An 18487-nucleotide genomic window follows, 5' to 3' on the forward strand; every position below is an offset into this window, starting at 1 on the left:
AGCATCGGTGACCTGGTCACGGGTAGCACGGGGTCGTCCGGCTCTGATGCCGGCACGGGCAGTGAGGCCGGGTTGGAGCTGGGGCTGCAGTTCATCTTGGGCAGTGCGGCGCTTCCGTTCGCGAGTCTGGCGGGCAGTGTCGATGGTGGGAGTCTGCCGGGGGCCGGGAGCAGCGGTTCCGAGTCCAGCGGCAGCAGCGAGTCGACGGGCAGCTTGGGGGACATCCCGGGCAGCCTCACGGAACTGTTCACCGGGTCCAGCGACAGCCTCGGAGACGGAAGCCTCGACACCATCACGTCGAGCCTCGGGCAGCTGACCACCGGGTCCGGCGACAGCCTCGAGGGCAGCCTCGACCCGGGAAGCCTGGATGCCGGTAGCGCCGCGGAGATCGTCGGCCAGATCACCGCCGGTTCGAGCGACAGCCTCGAAGGCAGCCTGGACCCGGGAAGCCTCGACACCGGAAGCGCGACCGAGAGCCTGGGGCAGATCACTGCGGGCTCCAGCGGCAGTCTTGAAGGCAGCCTGGACCCGGGAAGCCTCGACCCGTCGAGCGTGAGTGGCAGCGTCAGCGAGAGCCTCGGGCAGGTGACGGCGGGTTCGTCGGCGAGCGTGGAGCAGGTGACCGGCAGTCTGCAGCCACCCGAGGCGCAAGGGGGCAGCATGTTCGAGGTCACCGGAAGCCTCGGCAACACCGTCGGTGGCGGTACGGGCGGCGGAGTCGGCCCGTTCGGCAGCATCGGCGGTGCCGGCCTCCAGCTTCCCGGCAGCTGACCGGCGGAAGACGCCAGATCAGCGACACCCCGCGGCAGCGATGCGCCGCGGGGTGTCGCTGCGTGCGCATCAGACCCTTAAATGAATCCAGGGCCGACACCGGCCGGCCCGTGATCGAACAGACGGTAACCTGCGGCTGTGACAACGAGTCGACACTCTGCGCCCGACCCACTCGCCTCGCTGGCCGAGCTCCCCGGCGTCGCAGACGCCGCGGACCGTGCGCGTGCGGCCCTTGAAGAGGCACACCGGCACAAGGCCAACCGTCGCGGCTGGCCGACATCCGCCACGGAGGCCTCGCTCCGCGCCGCCCGCAACTCGGCGGCCATCGACGGTGCATCCACCGCGTTGCCCGAAGACGGGGACATCACCGATCCGCTCCTTGCAGGTGCCCTTCGGGTGTCCGCCATGCTCGACGGGGACGCGCTCACCAACTCTCTGGGCACGTGGGAGCGGGCGCCCTTGCAAGTGATCGCCCGCCTCCACACTGTTGCGGCAGCCGGCGTCGTCGACGATTCCGACGAACTGGGACGTCCACGTGACGCGCCGGGGATCAGTGAACGCCTCGACGCGCTGGCCGAGCTCGCCACCGGCGGCACGAGTGTCGCCGCGCCGTTGCTGGCGGCCGTCGTCCACGGTGAACTGCTCACGCTTCGGCCCTTCGGAACCGCGGACGGCATCGTCGCACGCGCGGCGTCGCGGCTCACGTGCACGGCGACCGGACTTGACCCGCACAACTTGGGCGTGCCGGAGACCTACTGGCTCAAGCGGCGCAACGCATATCGGCAAGCCGCCGACGGGTACGCCGCGGGGACTGCGGAGGGCGTTGCAGGATGGATCATCACCTGCTGCGCGGCATTGGAAACGGGCGGGCACGAAGCAGTGAAAATCGCCGAAGCGCATTCAGGATAAATGACTGCCCGGTGCGGACATGAAGCGAGCGACGGCATCACCCAACTATTGAGTGCCGTCGCCCGCTAACACAGACTGCCAGTTGCCATGCGTGCATCAATGGGTTGTGTGGGTGGCCTCGGCGCATTGGTACCAGTTGCGTGGGGACCCCTACCCAAAGAGGCCAGCGTCCCAGCAAATCCGGAACAATTACGCAGGCCCACAACGCTTCTGCCTCCTGCGGCGTGCTCTGCGTGGTGAGTCTGGTTGTCCATGTTGGGAAACATCAGCCGGGAGGGCGATCCTTCTCTTCTGGGTCGACCTTGGCCTGCTGTGCTTCCGTGACTTCTTTCTACCCCCTATGTGCCGCCGTTGCAAGAGGTTCCAGAGAAGATCGTTGTGGTGGCAAAATGCACTCTCATCAGTGATAATGCATTCCTCGATCGTGTGTTGAGCTGATTGATCAAATACGTTTTCCGTCGTCGGCCGTCAGCGTTTTCGCCGCAGGAGCCTCAGGGCGACGGCCCCCGCTGTCACAGCACCCAGGCCGGCGGCGGCTCCGGCCACAACAGACGCCGACCCTTGCCGTCTGCGTCCTCTCCGGATCGCGACGGCATCGACGAACGTCAGGACCGGCCACCCCCGCTCGGCAGCGGCCTTCCGCAGCTTCCGATCCGGATTGACGGCGGTGGGGTTGCCGACGCATTCGAGCATCGGCAGGTCGGTGCTCGAATCGGAGTACGCGTGGGAACGGGACAGGTCGTATCCGTGCTGTTCGGCGAGCCGGTGGATCGCCTCCACCTTGCCAGTGCCGAAGCAATAGAAGTCGACTTCGCCGGTGTACTTCCCCTCGCTGACCTTCATGCGGGTGGCCACGCTGTGGTCGGCGCCCAGCGCGGCGGCGATCGGCGCTACGACCTCCTCGCCGGAAGCGGATACGACGACCACGTCATGGCCCGACGCCGTGTGGTAGGCGATGAGCTCGGCCGCCTCGGCGAACACGAGCGGGGTGACGATGTCGTCGAGGGTCTCGTCGACGATGGAACGGATCTGCTCGACGTCCCACCCCGCGCACATCGCCGTGATGTGCCGGCGCATGCGGTCGATCTGGTCGGCGTCGGCGCCGGAGAGCAGGAACAGGAACTGCGCGTAACTGCTCTTGAGCACGGCGCGGCGATTCAGCAGACCCTCATCGAAGAACGGGCGGCTGAACGCGAGCGTGCTCGATTTGGCGATCAGGGTCTTGTCCAGATCGAAGAAGGCGGCGACCCGCCGCGGCGGTGATGCTGCCGCTGAAGGTACAGGTTGGACGGACACACTTTCAGGATAGGGCCGATGACACGGTGAAGTCGCTCATGGAATTTCTAGCCGTCGTCGCGTCACACGGGTGTAGCATGAAATCACTCGGCCAAGCCGAGTGCATTCAGCCCAACCCCCCGGGGCTGGACGCAACGGCCCCCACCCACTCCCCCCTGGTGGGGGCCGTTCCATGTCGCGTCCCGGTTCTGCGGCGCGATCCCGTCGGAGCCCTCGTAGCCTCCGGCGTTGTCCACAGGCCCGGACTTTCCACAGGTTTTTGCATATCGCCAGGTCGCGGGATCCTCATCGGAGCCGGCAATGGGCGCGATGCGGCAACGTCGTCCTCGACGCGGAAGCAGACGGCAGGGGGCGTGATGGTGGCAGTAGCAGCGACGCACGCGGTCGGGGTGTGGGTGGCGAGCGCAGAGCTGCGAGTGGAGGTGGAGCGGGCCGTCGCGGCCTCGGGCGTGGGGCTGTCCCGGCCCGGTCCGCAGGACGGCGGCCGGGCGGCTTCGGACGAGGAGACAGGCGTGCCGCCTACAGAATGCGAGTGGGGGCGCTGCCCGATCGTGGTCCTCGACAGCGATGCGGCCGCGGCGTGTGAGAGTGCCGGGTTTCCACGTCGCCGGGCGGTGTTGGTCGTGGCAGACTCGGGCGCCGTCGATGCGCGCCTTTGGCAGCGCGCGGTGCGGATCGGGGCGGAGGACGTCCTCGAACTGCCGGCCGACGGGCACGCCTTGTTGACGGCGCTCAACCTGCACGCAGGAGACGGGCGGCCCGGCGACGGCGGCGTCATCACCGTCGTATCAGGGCACGGCGGCGCCGGCGCATCGGTCCTCGCCTCCGCGCTCGCGCTCACCGTCGAAACACCGACACTGCTGGTAGACCTCGATCCGTCCGGGCCGGGCCTGGATCTTCTGCTGGGGCTCGAACGGGACGAGGGGCTGCGCTGGCCGGAGCTGCGGGTGCAGGATGGCCGCGTCGACCCGGAAGCGTTGCACCGTGCGCTGCCTCGACGCGAATCGACGACAGTACTGTCGTCATCGCCACCGGCGGCCTCCGCGGACGTTCCGTGGGAAGCGCCGCGGGCCGGTGCCGTGCGGTCTGTGCTCCGCTCCGGGCACGACGGCGGGATGACGGTGGTCTGCGATGCTTCGCACCAGCGGTCCGAAGCCACCGAGGCGGCGATCGAGACGGCCGATCTGACAGTCCTCATCGTTGCGGCGGACGTTCCGGCCTGCGCATCGGCGGTACGGTGCTCCGCGTGGGTCCGCCGGCACACCGACGACATCGCGCTGGTGGTACGGGGTCCATCGCCCGGCGGTCTGCGCGGCGGCGACGTGGAGGCGGCGTTGGGGCTGCCGCTGCTGGCGTCCATGCGCCCGGAGCCACGGCTCGCCAAGGCGCTCGAACGCGGGGGGCTGACGTTCTCGCGCAGGTCGCCGTTGGCGGACACTGCGCGCGCGGTCCACCGCCTCCATGCGCGGCGCCCGCAGGCGGGTGCGGCATGACGGGCGAACCGTCGGCTGCCGCAGTGGTGGACGGGCCGTTGCTTGCGCGCGTGCGCGAACGTCTCGCCGGGTCGGCCGGAGTGCCGGCGCCGGCGGCGGTGGCGGCAGCTGTCCGCGCGGAGGCGCACGGAGTCATCGGTGACGCGGACATGCTGCGGGCGCTGCGCGAACTGGAGACCGAACTGGTGGGCGGCGGACCGCTCGCCCCGCTGCTCGCCGCCCCGGACGTGTCCGATGTGTTGGTCAACGCCCCAGGCGAAGTGTGGGTGGACAGGGGAGGCGGGCTGCAACGGACAGGAGTGCGGTTCGCGGACGAGGCCGCGGTGCGCAGGCTCGCCCAGCGGCTCGCGCTGGCGGCGGGCCGGCGGCTCGACGACGCGCAACCCTGGGTCGACGCACACTTGGACGCGGTCGACGGAGGTGCCCACACGGTTCGCGTGCACGCCGTGCTGTCGCCGGTGGCGCGCCACGGCACCGCTCTGTCGCTGCGGGTGCTGCGGCCTGCCGCGCAGAGCCTCGACGCGCTCGCGGCGGGCGGCTCGATAGCGCCCGAAGCCCTGCACCTGCTGCGGCGGATCGTCGGAGCGCGACTGTCCTTCCTCGTCGCGGGCGGTACCGGGTGCGGAAAGACGACGATGACGTCGGCGCTGCTCGGCGAGGTGGATCCGGCCCAGCGGATCGTGTGCGTCGAGGACGCTCCGGAGCTCGCGCCGTGTCACCCGCACGTGGTGAACCTGGTCGCGCGCCCGGCCAATGCAGAGGGTGCCGGAGCCATCACCCTGCGCGACCTGGTGCGCCAGGCGCTGCGGATGCGGCCAGACAGGATCGTCGTCGGCGAGGTGCGTGGAGCGGAGGTGCTCGACATGCTGGCCGCGCTGAACACGGGGCACGAGGGCGGTGCATGCACCGTGCACGCCAACTCCCCGCGTGAAGTGCCGGCGCGGATCGAGGCACTCGCGGCCACCGCTGGAGACGGTGCCCATGCCGGCAGCCACGGCCTGCACCGTCAGCTGTACGCGGCGGTCCAGGTGGTGCTGCATGTCCGGCGCGCGGCGGACGGCCGCCGCGAGCTGGCTGAGATCGCTGTGCTCCGGTACGACACCGGCGGCTGTGAGGTGGTGCCCGCGTGGAGCGCGGTGGGGCTGGGAGAGGGCATCGACCGGTTGCAGGAACTGCTGGGCGGGAAGGCCACATCATGAATGCCGAGCTGCACGGGGGTGCGTGAGGTGGGCGCAGGTGCTGCGGTGACGGCGCTGTTGGGCCTCGCCTTGTGGATTGTGCCGGGGACGCCGTCGCTGCTGCGGGTGCGAGAGTGGGACCGGAACGCCCGGCCCGCCGCGGGCGGCCGGCGCATCGTCGTCGCTTGTGCCGTGGGCGCCGCCGTCGTCTCGGCCGCACTATGGGGTGCGGCTTCCGCGGTGTGCGTCGTGGTGGGAACAGTCACCATCATGCATCTGCGGTCGCGTCGGGCGGCCGCGGCACGGGGCCGTGCTGCGGCCGCTGAACTGGCCTCGGCACTCGAGATCGTCGTCGCCGAGCTTCGCGTGGGCGCGCATCCCGGCCGGGCATGTGCGGTGGCCGCGCTGCATGCGCGGAAGGGTGCGGTGTCCGGGTGCCTCGCCAGAGCATCCGCGCAGGCGCAGCTCGGCGGATCGATCTCGCGCGTGCTGGCCGACCGCGCCGGGGCGACGACCGCCGCACGGCGGACCGGCCCGTCCTGGCCGGCGGGTGGTCGGAGCGCGGAGGCCTGCGGTCCGGAGTCCGACTGGCGGCGGATCGCCGCGGTGTGGGCGGTGGCGGAACGCCGCGGCATCGCGCTGGGCGGCCTCCTCGATGCGGCGCGCGCGGATCTGGCCGTGCGGGTGTCCTTTCGGCGACGCGCCGAATCCGGGCTGGCGGGCGCCCGGTCCACCGCGACGATCCTGGCGGCGTTGCCGGTGGTGGGGATCGGTTTCGGCCACCTGATGGGCGCGGCCCCGTTGACGGTGCTCACCGGGGGCGGCGCCGGGGGGCTTCTACTCGTCGCGGGTGTGCTGCTCGATTGCGCCGGGCTGGTGTGGGCGGAGTGGATCATGTCGGGGCCCGCCCAGTGAGCCCGTGGGTGCCGCTGTTGTTGTTGGGCGTGCTCGCCGCGCTCCCTGGCAATGCGGGCCGTCTGCGGGCGGTCGTGCCCCGTCCGGATCCGGCGGCCGGCGTCGCGGAGCGCGGAGTACTACGGGCGCTCGCGGCCGTGTGCGTGGCGAGGCTGCGGCGTGAGGATCTACTCGCGCTCGCCGGCGGTGTGGCGGTCGCGGCGGTGTCGGGCGGGGCCCTCGGCGTATGCGTCGGCGTGGTGCTCACCGCGACAGGAATGTGGGGCATACGGCGATGGGCGGGGCGCGCGGTCCCCGACGACCCGCTAGCGGTGGCGGCGGCTCTCGACCTGCTGGCCGCATGCTTGCAGGCTGGACTAGCGGTGCCGGACGCCGCCGTCGCCGCTGCACAGGTGTGCGACCTGGACCCGCCGCACGGCGCCGACGGGGATCGCCGCGCCGTCGCGCCCGCCCGCCCGGCCGGGGAGGCGCCGCGGTTGGGGGCCGCGCTGCGCCGGGTTGCTGACCTGCTCGCGCTGGGCGGCGACCCCAGCGGCGCGTGGGAGGTGCTCGCCGCGGAACCGGGCTTGGAACCGATGGCCAGGCTGGCGCGGCGGAGCGCGGACTCGGGCTCCTCCCTCGCAAGCGAGGCCGGGCGTCTGGCGGAGGCGTTCCGTGCGCGCGCCGCCGACGCCGCGGTGGCATCGGCGGAGAAGGCGGGCGTCGCGATCGCGGGGCCGTTGGGCGTCTGCTTCCTGCCGGCGTTCGTGTGTCTCGGCATCGCGCCGGTGATCGTCGGGCTCGCCGGCGGCATCCTCGGCGGGGGGCCGGGTGCGGGGTGAGCGTCCGGGCGACAGCGCTCGACGCGGCTGCGCGCGGACCGCGGCGCGGCTACGACTTCCGCCGGATGCGCTGCGCCGGCGGGAAACAGGGAGCAGACAACCACGGGAGGGGAGATCGATGGCAGTGACGACCGGAGTGGTGATCGACGAAATGCCCGAGGAGGGGGTTCCGCAGGGGGACCAGGTTCACGACGAGGAGGCTCAGTGCGGCTGCGTCGGCCCCGTCAGCGGCGACGAGCGCTCGGTGCGCGGGCTGGTACGCACCGCGGTGGTCAAGGCGCGCGATGTGAGCGACGAGGTGCGGCTGCGACTGATGCTCGCGGCGGCCGGGGATGACGGGATGAGTACCGTCGAATATGCGATCGGCACGATCGCCGCCGCCGCCTTCGGCGCGGTGCTCTACCAGGTGGTGACCGGCGACGACATCGTTTCCGCGCTGACCGGGATCATCGACGACGCGCTCGCCACCAGCGTGTGAGAGGCGTCGTCCGGCGGGGAGGCGCATCGACGGCGGCGCGCCTCCCCGCCCGTAGGCGGGGCCCCGATCGGCGCAGCCGGACCGGGTCCCTCGGCCCGGGCGGCGAGAGCGGAATGGCCACCGTGGAGGCCGCGATCGCGCTGGCCGCGCTCGTGCTGGTCGTCGCGGCCTGCGTGGCTGCGGTGATGACGGTGGTCACGCAGGTGCACTGCGTGGACGCGGCCCGCGAAGTGGCGCGGCTCGCCGCGCGGGAAGACGGGCGCGCGGTAGACGTGGGGCACAGGATGCTCCCCGATGCGCGGATCGACGTGACGACGTCCGAGGGGATGGTCGTCGCCGTCGTGTCCGTGGACGCGCCGGTGCTGCCGATATCGCTGTCCGCAACGTCGGCGGCCGCGGTCGAACCAGGGAGCGCCGCCGGGTGACCGGTGGGCATCGTGCGCCGGCCCCGCGGCCGGCCAGTGTGCCCGGGGATGCCGGGTCGGCCACGGTGTTCGCGGCGCTCGGCATGCTGGCCCTGCTCACGTTCGCTGTGCTGTGCGTACAGGTGGGAGGAGCCGTGGTGGCGCGGCACCGGGCGCAGGCGGCGGCCGACCTGGCCGCGCTCGCCGCGGCGGGGGCCCTGGTGGACGGCAGCGGCGCATGCGCGTCCGCCCACACGGTGGCCGAGCGCAACGGTGCCCGGGTCTCCGCGTGCACGGTAGAGGGCCGGACTGTGCTGGTGCACGCGACGGCGCCGCTGCCGCTACGCGGACTGCCGGGCCCGGGGGAGGCCGAGGCGGTGGCGCGCGGCGGCTGGAGCGTCGACCGGCCACCCGGCAAGGGTGCGCGGTGACCCGTCTGCGTCTGCGTCCGTGTTCGTGCCGGCTCCGGCGCCCACCCCTCCCGACCTATCGCTGTCCGCGGCCCAGTTCACTCAGCACGGCCCGCAGCAGCGCGACGGCCCCGGCCTTGGACAGCGGCTCGTTGCCGTTGCCGCACTTGGGCGACTGGATGCACGACGGGCAGCCGGAGGCGCACTCGCAGGCCGCGACCGCGTCGTGCGTGGCGCGCAGCCAGCGGGTCAGCTCGGCGTGCCCTCTGTCTGCGAACCCGGCACCGCCCGGGTGCCCGTCGTAGACGAACACCGTCGGCAATCCGGTGTCGGCGTGCAGCGCCGTCGACACCCCGCCGATGTCCCACCGGTCGCAGGTGGCCACGAGCGGCAGCAACCCGATCGCGGCGTGCTCGGCGGCGTGCAGAGCGCCGGGGAAGTCGGCATCCGCCAAGCCGGCGTCGGTCAGCAGCTCCGGCGTCACGGTGTACATGACCGCGCGGGTGGGGAGCACACCCGGCGGCATGTCGAGGTCCACCTGATCGAGCACCTCCCCGCTGCGCAGGGTGCGCAGGAACCCCACCACCTGGTGGGTCACCTCCACGGAAACCGAGGCCACCGTCACTGCACCGAAGGATTCCCGTGCGTGCACCTCGGTGATCTCGATGGAGGTGTCCTCGCGTGCATGGGTGGTCCAGTCCGGCTCCTCTGCATGCACCAGGGCGACTCCGTCGTCCAGGTCCAGCTCGTCGACGACGAAGGACTCGCCCTGGTGGATGTGCACGGCCCCGGGATGAATCGTCGCAGGCGCGCGCCCGGAGTCCACCGTGCCGAGCAGCCTGCCGGTCTCCGCGTCGACGATCGCGACCTCGCGCCCGCCGGATCCGCGGATGTCGACCTCGCCGTGGGGCCGGACGTCCGCGGTGGGGTACCAGCCGTCGCGGCGGCGGCGCAGCAGGCCGTCGTCGACCAGGGCCGCGACCACCCCGTCCGCCCCCAGCTCGGCGACCTCCGCCGCGGTCAGCGGCGATTCCACCGCCGCGCACAGCAACTGCGGGCCCAGCACGTACGGGTTCGCCGGGTCGGTGACGGTGGCCTCGACCGGCCGCTCGAGCAGCGCCCTGGGGTGGTGCACCAAGTAGGTGTCCAGCGGATCTCCCCGGGCCACCAGCACCACAAGGGAGCCTTGCCCGCGGCGGCCCGCCCTGCCCGCCTGCTGCCAGAACGACGCGACGGTCCCCGGGTACCCGGCCACGACGACCGCGTCGAGTCCCGCGATGTCGACTCCGAGTTCCAGCGCGTTCGTCGTCGCCACGCCGAGAAGCGCGCCGTCGGCCAGCGCGGCTTCCAGCGCACGCCTGTCGTCGGCGAGGTAACCGGCGCGGTAGGCGGCGATGCTGTCGGCGAGCTCGGGGACCGCCTCGCCGGCGAGGCCGGCGGCGGTCAGAGCGGTGATCTCGGCGCCGCGCCGCGACCGGACGAAGGTGAGCGTGCGCGCGCCCTCCACCACGAGGTCGGCCATGATGCGCGCCGCCTCCGCGCCCGCCGACCGACGGACCGGCGCCCCGTTCTCGCCGGTGACCTCCGGCAGCAGCGGCGGCTCCCACAGCGCGACGGTCCGCGGACCGCGCGGAGAGGCGTCGTCGGTGACCTCGACGACGTCGGCGCCCACCAGCCGCGACGCCGCCGCGCCCGATTGCGAGGTGGTGGCGCTGGCGAGCACGAACACCGGCGCCGCCCCGAACCGTGCGCACAGGCGCCGGAGCCTCCGCACGATGAGCGCGACATTCGATCCGAACACGCCGCGGTAGGAGTGGCACTCGTCGATGACGACGAAGCGGAGACGGCGGAAGAACCGGCTCCACTTGGCGTGCCCGCCGAGCAGGCCGAGGTGCAGCATGTCCGGGTTGGTGAACACCCACCGCGAATGCACGCGCACCCACTCGCGGACCTCGCGGGGGGTGTCGCCGTCGTACGAGGCGGGGTTGACGGACGCAACAGGGGAATCGTGAGATGCGGGTGAAGCGGCGGGTACAGCACCGGTGCCCGTCGACTCGATCTCCCTGCACAAGGCGCTCACCGCCCGCAACTGGTCGGCGCCGAGAGCCTTGGTGGGGGAGAGGTACAGCGCGGTCGCCCGCGGGTCGGTATACAGCGCGCTGAGGACGGGCAGGTGATACCCCAGCGACTTTCCCGACGCCGTTCCCGTGGACACCACCACGTGCCTGCCCGCGTACGCGTGCTCGGCCACCGCGGCCTGATGCAGCCACGGCCGCGGAATGCCGGTGGACTGCAGCGCTGCGACGACGTCGAGGTGCGCCCACTGCGGCCACGAGGCATGACGGGCCTCGCGCCCGGGGAGGTCGACCGCGTGCGTGAGCACCTCCGGCGCCGCGGCACCCGCGAGCACATGGTCGAGTAGTTCGCGCCCGAAGCTCGTCGCCGTCACCGGCCTGCTCTCCTCGTCACCGTTCCGCTCTCCTCGTCACCGCCGATCACTTCGACGCAGTGCGTCCCGGCACTGTGGGCGCGTGTTCCTGCAAGTCCGGTCGCCGCAGAATATTCCGGTTCGTTGACTATGCGATCAGCGCCTCTGTACTGCTCATTTTGAGTTATCAGTCACATTGGCAACATCAACCACATCAGTCACGCGTTCCGCGTCGTCGGGACGTCGCTTCCATGGAGGTCCCCACGAGTATCACCCGCACTCGCGGCGCCGTCGCAGGCGGCTTCGCGCTCGCCGCCGCGGCGGCGCTGGCGCTGCCCACGGTGGCTTCGGCGCCGCCGCAGAACAACAGCCCGCTCGGCAGCATCCTGGACGCGGGGTCGTCGCAGTCGGCGATGCCGGACCTGGGCTCGCTGCAGTCGTCGCTGGGCAGCGTCGTCGTGACGGCTCATGAACCTGTTCACCGGGATGTCCTGACCGGGACCGGCACGGCACCTCGGCGCGCGACGCTACTATTCGCGGGTGCAGCAGCTGTCCCTCTTCGCGGCCGAGTCCGAGGAGCCCGCCCCGACGGATCTCGCCGGGCTGCTCGCCGCGGGCGGGCACGCGGTGGCGACCGGCGCGGGCGCCCGCGTCTCCATCATCGTCGGCGCCCCGTGGCGTGCCCGCGCCGTCCTGCAGATGATGCAGCAGGCGCTGCGGGCAGGACGCCCGCCGGCCGCCGAGACCCCCGAAACAGCCGAGATCCTCGAAACGGACGAGCGGCGCCCGCTTGTGCGCACGGATCCCGCACCGGAACTGGTGCCGGTCGCCAGGGCGTGGCAGCGCGGCGCGATCAAACGCGTCCCCGACGGCTGGGTTCCCTCGGCGAGGGCGCTGCGGGCGTGGTCCCTCGCCGCAGGACGGGCAGTGGAAGGGCATTATCTCCTGGGCCTCGATCCGCACGCCGAGCAGACGCACCAGCCGCTGGCTGCGGCGCTTGCGCGCGCCGGGATCGCCGTCACGGTGATCGGCCCGCGCGGCGGCGGGCCCGCCATGCGCGTGACGGGCCGGCGCCGACTCTCGCGGCTCCGCGAGAACATCGGCGAGCCGCCGGCGGACGGACCGGCCGACGCGTGGCCGCCGGGGTGATCGGAACCGACGGTGAGACACGCCCGGGCCGGGTGTGCAAGTCTGGTGGCGGTGACGGACAGGCGCATCGGCGGTCGGCCTTGCACACGGCCGACGGTCGCTGAGTATGGTCGTGTTCCGGTAGCGGCGGCTTCGGTGCGCCGACTCGGGCGGCGCGACTCGGAAAGGGTTTGGTCAGCAGGTGGCAAGCACGAAGCAGGGCTCCGGTGCGAAGAGCGGATCGGGAGACGCGGTCACGCGCCGGCTCGTGATCGTCGAGTCCCCGGCCAAGGCCCGGACCATCGCCAACTACTTGGGTGCCGGTTACGTTGTCGAATCGTCACGCGGCCACATCCGCGATCTTCCGCGCGGCGCCGCCGACGTCCCCGCCAAGTACAAGGGGGAGAAGTGGGCGCGCCTCGGCGTCAACGTCGACCAGGACTTCGAGCCGCTCTACGTGGTGAGCCCGGACAAGAAGTCCACCGTCACCGAGCTGAAGTCTCTGCTCAAGGGCGTCGACGAGCTCTACCTCGCCACGGACGGCGACCGCGAGGGCGAGGCGATCGCGTGGCACCTGCTCGAGGCGCTCAAGCCCAAGGTGCCCGTCAAGCGCATGGTGTTCCACGAGATCACCAAGCCCGCCATCCTCGCGGCGGCCGAGAACCCTCGCGACCTGGACCAGGATCTGGTCGACGCGCAGGAGACGCGGCGGATCCTCGACCGTCTGTACGGCTACGAGGTCTCCCCGGTGCTGTGGAAGAAGGTGATGCCCAAGCTCTCCGCCGGCCGCGTGCAGTCGGTGGCCACGCGCATCATCGTCCAGCGTGAACGCGAGCGGATGGCGTTCACCGCCGCCGACTATTGGGACATCGCCGCCACGCTCGATGCGGGCGCCGATGCCGCGCCACGGTCTTTCGGCGCCAAGCTGCAGTCGATCGACGGCAAGCGGGTGGCCACGGGACGCGACTTCGGCCAGGACGGACGGCTCAAGGCGGCCAAATCCGGCGCCGTCGAGGTCACCCTGGTCGACGAGGCCCGCGCCCACGCGCTCACCGAGTCGCTGCGGGGCGCCGACCTGACCGTCTCCTCGGCGGAGGAGAAGCCCTACACCCGTCGCCCCTACGCACCGTTCATGACCTCCACCCTGCAGCAGGAGGCCGGGCGCAAGCTGCGGTTCTCGGCCGAGCGCACCATGCGCGTGGCGCAGAAGCTGTACGAGAACGGCCACATCACCTACATGCGTACCGACTCGACCACGCTCAGCGAGTCGGCGATCCGCGCCGCGCGGGAGCAGGCAGGCGAGCTGTACGGGCCGGAGTACGTGCACTCCAGCCCGCGGCAGTACACCCGCAAGGTCAAGAACGCGCAGGAGGCGCACGAGGCCATCCGCCCCGCGGGCGACCAGTTCAAGACGCCGGGAGAGCTGCACGGCCGGCTCGACGGCGACGAGTTCCGGCTCTACGAACTCATCTGGCAGCGCACGGTGGCGTCGCAGATGTCCGACGCCCGCGGCGTCACGCTGAGCCTGAAGATCGCCGGCACCGCGCGCACCGGCGAGCAGTGCGTGTTCTCCGCATCCGGGCGTACCATCACCTTCCCCGGTTTCCTCAAGGCGTACGTGGAGACAGTGGACGCTCTCGAGGGCGGCGAGGCCGACGACGCCGAGCGTCGGCTGCCGTACCTGTCGGAGGGTCAGGGGGTGACCGCCACCGAGCTCCGGCCGGACGGGCACTCCACCACGCCGCCGTCCCGATACACCGAGGCCAGCCTGGTCAAGGCGCTCGAGGACCTCGGCATCGGCCGTCCGTCCACCTACGCGTCGATCATCAAGACCATCCAGGACCGCGGGTACGTCTACAAACGGGGCAGCGCGTTGGTGCCCGCGTGGGTCGCGTTCGCGGTCATCGGGCTGCTCGAAGCGCACTTCGGGCGGCTGGTGGACTTCGACTTCACCGCGTCCATGGAGAACGAGCTGGACGAGATCGCCGCCGGAACGCAAAGCCGGATCGACTGGCTCACAGATTTCTACTTCGGCAACGCATCGGACCCGGCGGGCACGCTGTCCGGCTCGGGCGGGCTCAAGCAGCTGGTGGGCGGCAACCTCGAGGACATCGACGCGCGTGAGGTCAACTCGATCCGCGTGTTCGACGACTCGGAGGGGCGGCCGGTGTTCGTGCGCGTCGGGCGGTATGGGCCGTACCTGGAGCGCACCGTCGCCGGCGACGACGGCGAGCCGACGTCGCAGCGTGCCAACCTCACCGACTCGATCTCGCCGGACGAGCTCACCGTCGAGGTGGCCGAGAAGCTCTTCGCCACACCGCAGGAGGGGCGCGAACTCGGGGTGGATCCCGCCACCGGCCACCGCATCCTGGCCAAGGAGGGCAGGTTCGGTCCGTATGTGACGGAGGTGCTGCCCGAGCCGAAGCCGGATGCCGACGCGGCGGACGCCGGGGCTGCGGAGCCGGAGGGCACGGAGCCGGCCTCGAAGACGCCCGCCAAGACCGCGGCGAAGAAGGCGCCTGCGAAGAAGACGGCGAAGAAGACGGCGAAGAAGGCGGCAGGGCCCAAGCCTCGCACCGCATCGCTGTTCAAATCGATGGAGTTGTCGTCGATCACTCTCGACGACGCCCTCACGCTGCTGTCGCTGCCGCGCGTGGTGGGCGTCGATCCAGAATCCGGGGAGGAGATCACCAGCCAGAACGGCCGGTACGGCCCCTACATGAAGAAGGGCACCGATTCCCGGTCGTTGGCGACGGAGGACCAGATCTTCTCGATCACCCTCGACGAGGCCCTCAAGATCTACGCCGAGCCCAAGCGTCGGGGCCGGCAGGCCGCAAAGCCGCCCCTGCGCGAGCTGGGCGACGACCCGTCCACCGGCAAGGCGATGGTGATCAAGGACGGGCGGTTCGGCCCGTACGTCACGGACGGCGAAGTGAACGCGAGCCTGCGCAAGGGTGATGAGGTCGCGGAGGTCACCGTGGACCGGGCTTCCGAGCTGCTCGCGGACAGGCGCGCGAAGGCGCCGGCGAAGAAGACCGCCAAGAAGACAGCCGCCAAGAAGTCTCCTGCGAAGAAGACGGCGGCGAAGAAGACGGCGGCGAAGAAGTCTCCTGCGAAGAAGACGGCCGCCAAGAAGACCACAGCGAAGAAGACGGCGGACTGACCCCCGGGATCACGTGCGCGGGCCGGTGGCCACGGGCGGCAGCTGCTGCCAGTGGGCGAGGACGGCCGGGTCCTGCATCTCCATCCATGCGATCACGTCGGAGTACGTCGCGCAGATCGTTTCGGGGTCGTCGCAGACTTCGCGCATGAAATCGGCGGTGGCCGGGTTGAAGGCGTTGCCGTTCCAGTCGTTGAAGTGGTTGGCGATCACGAGCGGTGCGCGGTTTCCGCCCTTCGCCTGCTCGTACATGTACATGTAGGTGTCTTTGACGATCCGCCGCACTTCGGGGGCGGTATCCGGCTCGTCGCGTGCGCGGTTGAACGTGTACCAGAAGTTGTAGTCGAGGGCGGTCTGGGTCTTTCCGAGCGGCGGCGAGTAGACGTTGGGGATGGGGAACTCCCAGATGCCGTCCACTTTGTACGGCCAGGAGATGCCGGTGGTGGGCGAGGGCATGGACGAGTCCCACGTCATCCCGTGCGCCGTCCACGCGGGGATCAGCTGGTCGAGCCGGCCTTCCAGGCATTGGGTGCGGCCGCCGCGGACCTCCTCGGGGCCGAAGAGCAGCTCCTCGGGGGCGTTCTCGAGCCCATTGTTCCGCTTCCAGCCTTCCATGAGCGTGAAGAACTCATCCAGCTCGACATTCCAGTCGGCCGTGGTCCAGCGGTCGCCGTTGTATCCGCCGCCCGCGCAGAAATGGCCGACGTAGTGGGTGCCCATCTCGTGGCCGCCCAACCACGTTCTGTTGAGGTAGCGGATCTGCTCGCGGACCTCGCCGCGGGTGCCGCCGAAGGCCACGGCCGCCTGACCGGGCGCGTGTCCGGGGCCCTGGTAGTGGTAGGCGTTCTCGTCGGTGAGGAAGTACAGGCCGGTCATCAGGGCGGTGAAGCGGGCGCTTGTCGCGCGGGCGGCGTCGAGGAACATGTCCCAGTTTGGCGTGACCCCGACGCCGTCGAAGGAGAACAGCACGAACTGCGGCGGCTTCGCTCCGGGGTCGAGCCGCGTCATCGGGACATTGGTAGGGGGCGGGGCAAGAGGCGCAGTAGGGGGTGCCGGTGTCTCGGTGGGTTCCGTGGCGACCTGTCCCGGGTGCTGAAAGCCTTCGCCATCCGCGGCGTTGCTGTTTCCGGTGCTCTGCCACTGGAGGAGGCCGATCATCGCGGTCACCACGACGAAAACGGTGGCGACGGCCGCGTATTCGGTCAGACCGGGCCGCCTGCGCACGAGGGCGCGGCGAAAGCGGGCGCGTACTGCACGGCCGATCCGGCGGGGGCGGTGGTGGCGTCCCGTCATAGATGAAGCGACGCGGTGGCAGGCGGGCATGCCGGGATGGGCCGCGGGAGTTCCACCCCGCTCCGGCCGGTGGATTCGGTGCGAGTGATGGTGGGCCGCACAGTGCTTCGGAATCCACGGACAGGACGGACATGGAGTGTGTCGACGGTCACGAATCGGACTATAACAACGGCGGAGTCCCGTGGCGCACAGGCGATCCGCCGCGTGTTCTCCGCGGGCGCGCTGCGTGAGCCGGGAACCGCGCGGGGCGTGCGGTCGTCACTGCGCGGGGCGCATCAGCCGCGTGGTCGCGGTGCGCCCGCGGAGGAGCACCGCGTCGCCCGCACTCCACCGTGCCCGCTCGTCGGCCGATGCGGCATCCCATACTGTGGACGACGCCAACGTCCGCGTCGGCTCGTTCTTCGCGAGCTCCGTGAGCCGCGCGGCCTCGTTCACCGGCGTTCCGATCACGGTGTACTCCATGCGGTCCGCCCCGCCGACGTGGCCGGCCACCGCCGTGCCCGCGGACACGCCGATGCCCATTCCGGTCCGGCCCACGATGTCCGTGAGGATGGGGCGCAGTTCGCGGGCCGCGGCGAGCGCGGCCGTGCACGAGTCACCGTGGTCGATGGGCGCGCCGAACACCGCGAGCGTCGCGTCGCCCTGGAACTTGTTGACGAACGCGCCGTGCGCGTCGACGACCCTGATGACGGCGTCGAAAAAAGCGTTGAGCATCCGGACGACCTCCCTGGGGCCGGACCGGTCGGTGATCGTGGTCGACCCGACGAGGTCCACGAACAGCACGGCCACCTCGTGTTCCTCGCCGCCCAGGTCGGTGCCGCGCTCGATGGCCTGTCGCGCCACGTCCTCGCCGACGAACCTGCCGAACAACTCGCGCAGCCGGCGCCGCTCTGCGAGGCCCGCGACCATGCCGTTGAAGCCCATCTGCAGTTCGCCCAGTTCGGTCGTGTCGTATACGGTGACCTGCGCGGTGAGGTCGCCGCGCCGCACCTGCTGCATACCGTGCTGCAGCGCGCGGATCGGATCGCCGACGGCACCGGCGGCCAGCCATGTCGTGAACGCGCCCAGGACCAGGCCCGCGACGCTCAACGTGATGACGGCGGGACGGATGTCGGCGGGCCGTCCGACGTCGTCCGCCAGGCCGACGTCGGCGGCGACCATGAGTACCCCCAGGACGGGCAGTCCGGTGCCCAGCAGCCAGGCGGTGAGGATGCGCTGTCGCACGCCGGGCGTGAAGACCTGCGCGAGGATCGTGCCGTCGAGAAGCGCGGTGGTGGCCGGCCGCAGGAAGCGTTCCGCCTCGAAGTAGGTGAGCGCGGCGCCGGCGACCCCGCCGAGGAGGACGGCGAGCGTGACGACACTGCCCATGCCGGCGGAGATGTTCGCTCCCTGCCAGACGACCGGCACCCCGCACACCACCCACAGCGCGCCCACCAGCATCGCCTGTGCAATGGGGATGCGGATGACCCTGCGGCGCACACCGGGTTGCGCGGGGCGGCCGGTTGAGCCTGCACCGGGGGCGGCGCGTTGCCATCGGATCACCGGCCATGCGATCCACAGCGTGCCGGCGATCAGCAGGACCACGGACACCGTGATCACCCCGAGGAACTGGGGAAGGTGGCCGGCGGCGAAATCGTTCACGGCAGGCGACAGGGCGTACCGCATGAGCAGGTACAGGAAGACGGCACCAGCGAGGTTCGATGCCGTGGTGCCGACGATGAGCGCGGGCAGCACCGCGCGCGTGCGCGTCGACGGGGCGAGGACCATGGGGTCAACCTAACGTTCCGGCCGGCCGGACGCGGG

15 protein-coding genes and 1 pseudogene are annotated in these 18487 nt (G+C 71.2%); 12 read left to right on the top strand and 4 right to left on the bottom strand.

The features are described 5' to 3' along the window. Both JJ683_RS05725 and JJ683_RS05730 read left to right on the top strand, forming a co-directional pair. Window positions 1-771: pseudogene (locus JJ683_RS05725) on the top strand (hypothetical protein); the annotation flags it as partial. Window positions 772-909: 138 nt separating this feature from the next. Continuing rightward, entirely contained in the window at window positions 910-1680 is a 771-nt protein-coding gene (locus JJ683_RS05730; protein WP_200172088.1) for a Fic family protein, read from the top strand. Between the two features lie 468 nt (window positions 1681-2148). Here JJ683_RS05730 and JJ683_RS05735 read toward each other — a convergent pair whose 3' ends face one another. Continuing rightward, window positions 2149-2976 (bottom strand): HAD family hydrolase, encoded by an 828-nt coding sequence (locus JJ683_RS05735; RefSeq protein ID WP_200172090.1) that lies wholly within the window; start codon window positions 2974-2976, stop codon window positions 2149-2151. 356 nt (window positions 2977-3332) lie between these two features. On the opposite strand from JJ683_RS05735, the gene ssd reads away from it, so the two are divergent. The 7 genes from ssd (at window position 3333) to JJ683_RS05770 (ending at window position 8696) form a co-directional block, all read left to right on the top strand. After that, window positions 3333-4469 (top strand): septum site-determining protein Ssd, encoded by a 1137-nt coding sequence (gene ssd / locus JJ683_RS05740; protein WP_200172092.1) that lies wholly within the window; start codon window positions 3333-3335, stop codon window positions 4467-4469. Continuing rightward, window positions 4466-5668, top strand: coding sequence for a TadA family conjugal transfer-associated ATPase (locus JJ683_RS05745; RefSeq protein WP_200172094.1), 1203 nt, complete (start codon window positions 4466-4468; stop codon window positions 5666-5668). Before ssd ends, JJ683_RS05745 begins: the two co-directional genes overlap by 4 nt. Before the next feature lie 27 nt (window positions 5669-5695). After that, complete coding sequence (locus tag JJ683_RS05750) at window positions 5696-6562, top strand: type II secretion system F family protein (RefSeq protein ID WP_200172097.1); 867 nt, start codon at window positions 5696-5698, stop codon at window positions 6560-6562. A 257-nt stretch (window positions 6563-6819) separates the two neighbouring features. Continuing rightward, window positions 6820-7383: a type II secretion system F family protein gene (locus JJ683_RS05755; protein WP_200172216.1), complete on the top strand. Its 564-nt coding sequence runs from the start codon at window positions 6820-6822 to the stop codon at window positions 7381-7383. Window positions 7384-7696: 313 nt separating this feature from the next. Continuing rightward, entirely contained in the window at window positions 7697-7861 is a 165-nt protein-coding gene (locus JJ683_RS05760; protein WP_200172217.1) for a DUF4244 domain-containing protein, read from the top strand. Window positions 7862-7974: 113 nt separating this feature from the next. After that, on the top strand, window positions 7975-8286 hold the full coding sequence (locus JJ683_RS05765) for a TadE family type IV pilus minor pilin (RefSeq protein ID WP_200172099.1): 312 nt from the start codon (window positions 7975-7977) through the stop codon (window positions 8284-8286). Then, window positions 8283-8696, top strand: a complete 414-nt coding sequence (locus tag JJ683_RS05770; RefSeq protein ID WP_307810708.1) for an Rv3654c family TadE-like protein — start codon at window positions 8283-8285, stop codon at window positions 8694-8696. Before JJ683_RS05765 ends, JJ683_RS05770 begins: the two co-directional genes overlap by 4 nt. 55 nt (window positions 8697-8751) lie before the next feature. Here JJ683_RS05770 and sftH read toward each other — a convergent pair whose 3' ends face one another. Further along, window positions 8752-11124 (bottom strand): DEAD/DEAH box helicase, encoded by a 2373-nt coding sequence (sftH, locus tag JJ683_RS05775; protein ID WP_200172101.1) that lies wholly within the window; start codon window positions 11122-11124, stop codon window positions 8752-8754. A 519-nt stretch (window positions 11125-11643) separates the two neighbouring features. On the opposite strand from sftH, the gene JJ683_RS05780 reads away from it, so the two are divergent. Both JJ683_RS05780 and topA read left to right on the top strand, forming a co-directional pair. Next, window positions 11644-12252, top strand: a complete 609-nt coding sequence (locus JJ683_RS05780; protein ID WP_200172103.1) for a hypothetical protein — start codon at window positions 11644-11646, stop codon at window positions 12250-12252. A 181-nt stretch (window positions 12253-12433) separates the two neighbouring features. After that, window positions 12434-15394, top strand: a complete 2961-nt coding sequence (topA, locus tag JJ683_RS05785; protein WP_307810709.1) for a type I DNA topoisomerase — start codon at window positions 12434-12436, stop codon at window positions 15392-15394. A 9-nt stretch (window positions 15395-15403) separates the two neighbouring features. Here the strand turns inward: topA and JJ683_RS05790 are convergent, their stop codons facing one another. Then, complete coding sequence (locus JJ683_RS05790) at window positions 15404-16399, bottom strand: polysaccharide deacetylase family protein (RefSeq protein WP_307810710.1); 996 nt, start codon at window positions 16397-16399, stop codon at window positions 15404-15406. A gap of 81 nt (window positions 16400-16480) precedes the next feature. Between JJ683_RS05790 and JJ683_RS05795 the strand changes: the two genes are divergently transcribed. After that, window positions 16481-16690 (top strand): hypothetical protein, encoded by a 210-nt coding sequence (locus JJ683_RS05795; protein ID WP_200172256.1) that lies wholly within the window; start codon window positions 16481-16483, stop codon window positions 16688-16690. A gap of 252 nt (window positions 16691-16942) precedes the next feature. On the opposite strand, the gene JJ683_RS05800 is transcribed toward JJ683_RS05795, so the two are convergent. Beyond that, window positions 16943-18451 carry an adenylate/guanylate cyclase domain-containing protein gene (locus tag JJ683_RS05800; protein ID WP_200172105.1) on the bottom strand — a complete coding sequence of 503 codons (1509 nt, stop codon included), beginning with the start codon at window positions 18449-18451 and terminating at the stop codon, window positions 16943-16945. Between the last annotated feature and the right edge of the window lie 36 nt (window positions 18452-18487).

Origin of the sequence: Tomitella cavernea (assembly GCF_016599145.1) — a bacterium.
GTDB lineage: Bacteria > Actinomycetota > Actinomycetes > Mycobacteriales > Mycobacteriaceae > Tomitella > Tomitella cavernae.

What these genes read in the sequence shown, in the direction of transcription:
- ssd (WP_200172092.1), top strand. Translation starts at nt 3,333, where the DNA reads ATGGTGGCAGTAGCAGCGACGCACGCGGTCGGGGTGTGGGTGGCGAGC.
- JJ683_RS05745 (WP_200172094.1), top strand. Translation starts at nt 4,466, where the DNA reads ATGACGGGCGAACCGTCGGCTGCCGCAGTGGTGGACGGGCCGTTGCTT.
- JJ683_RS05755 (WP_200172216.1), top strand. Translation starts at nt 6,820, where the DNA reads ATGTGGGGCATACGGCGATGGGCGGGGCGCGCGGTCCCCGACGACCCG.
- JJ683_RS05760 (WP_200172217.1), top strand. Translation starts at nt 7,697, where the DNA reads ATGCTCGCGGCGGCCGGGGATGACGGGATGAGTACCGTCGAATATGCG.
- JJ683_RS05765 (WP_200172099.1), top strand. Translation starts at nt 7,975, where the DNA reads ATGGCCACCGTGGAGGCCGCGATCGCGCTGGCCGCGCTCGTGCTGGTC.
- JJ683_RS05790 (WP_307810710.1), bottom strand. Translation starts at nt 16,399, where the DNA reads ATGACGCGGCTCGACCCCGGAGCGAAGCCGCCGCAGTTCGTGCTGTTC.
- JJ683_RS05800 (WP_200172105.1), bottom strand. Translation starts at nt 18,451, where the DNA reads ATGGTCCTCGCCCCGTCGACGCGCACGCGCGCGGTGCTGCCCGCGCTC.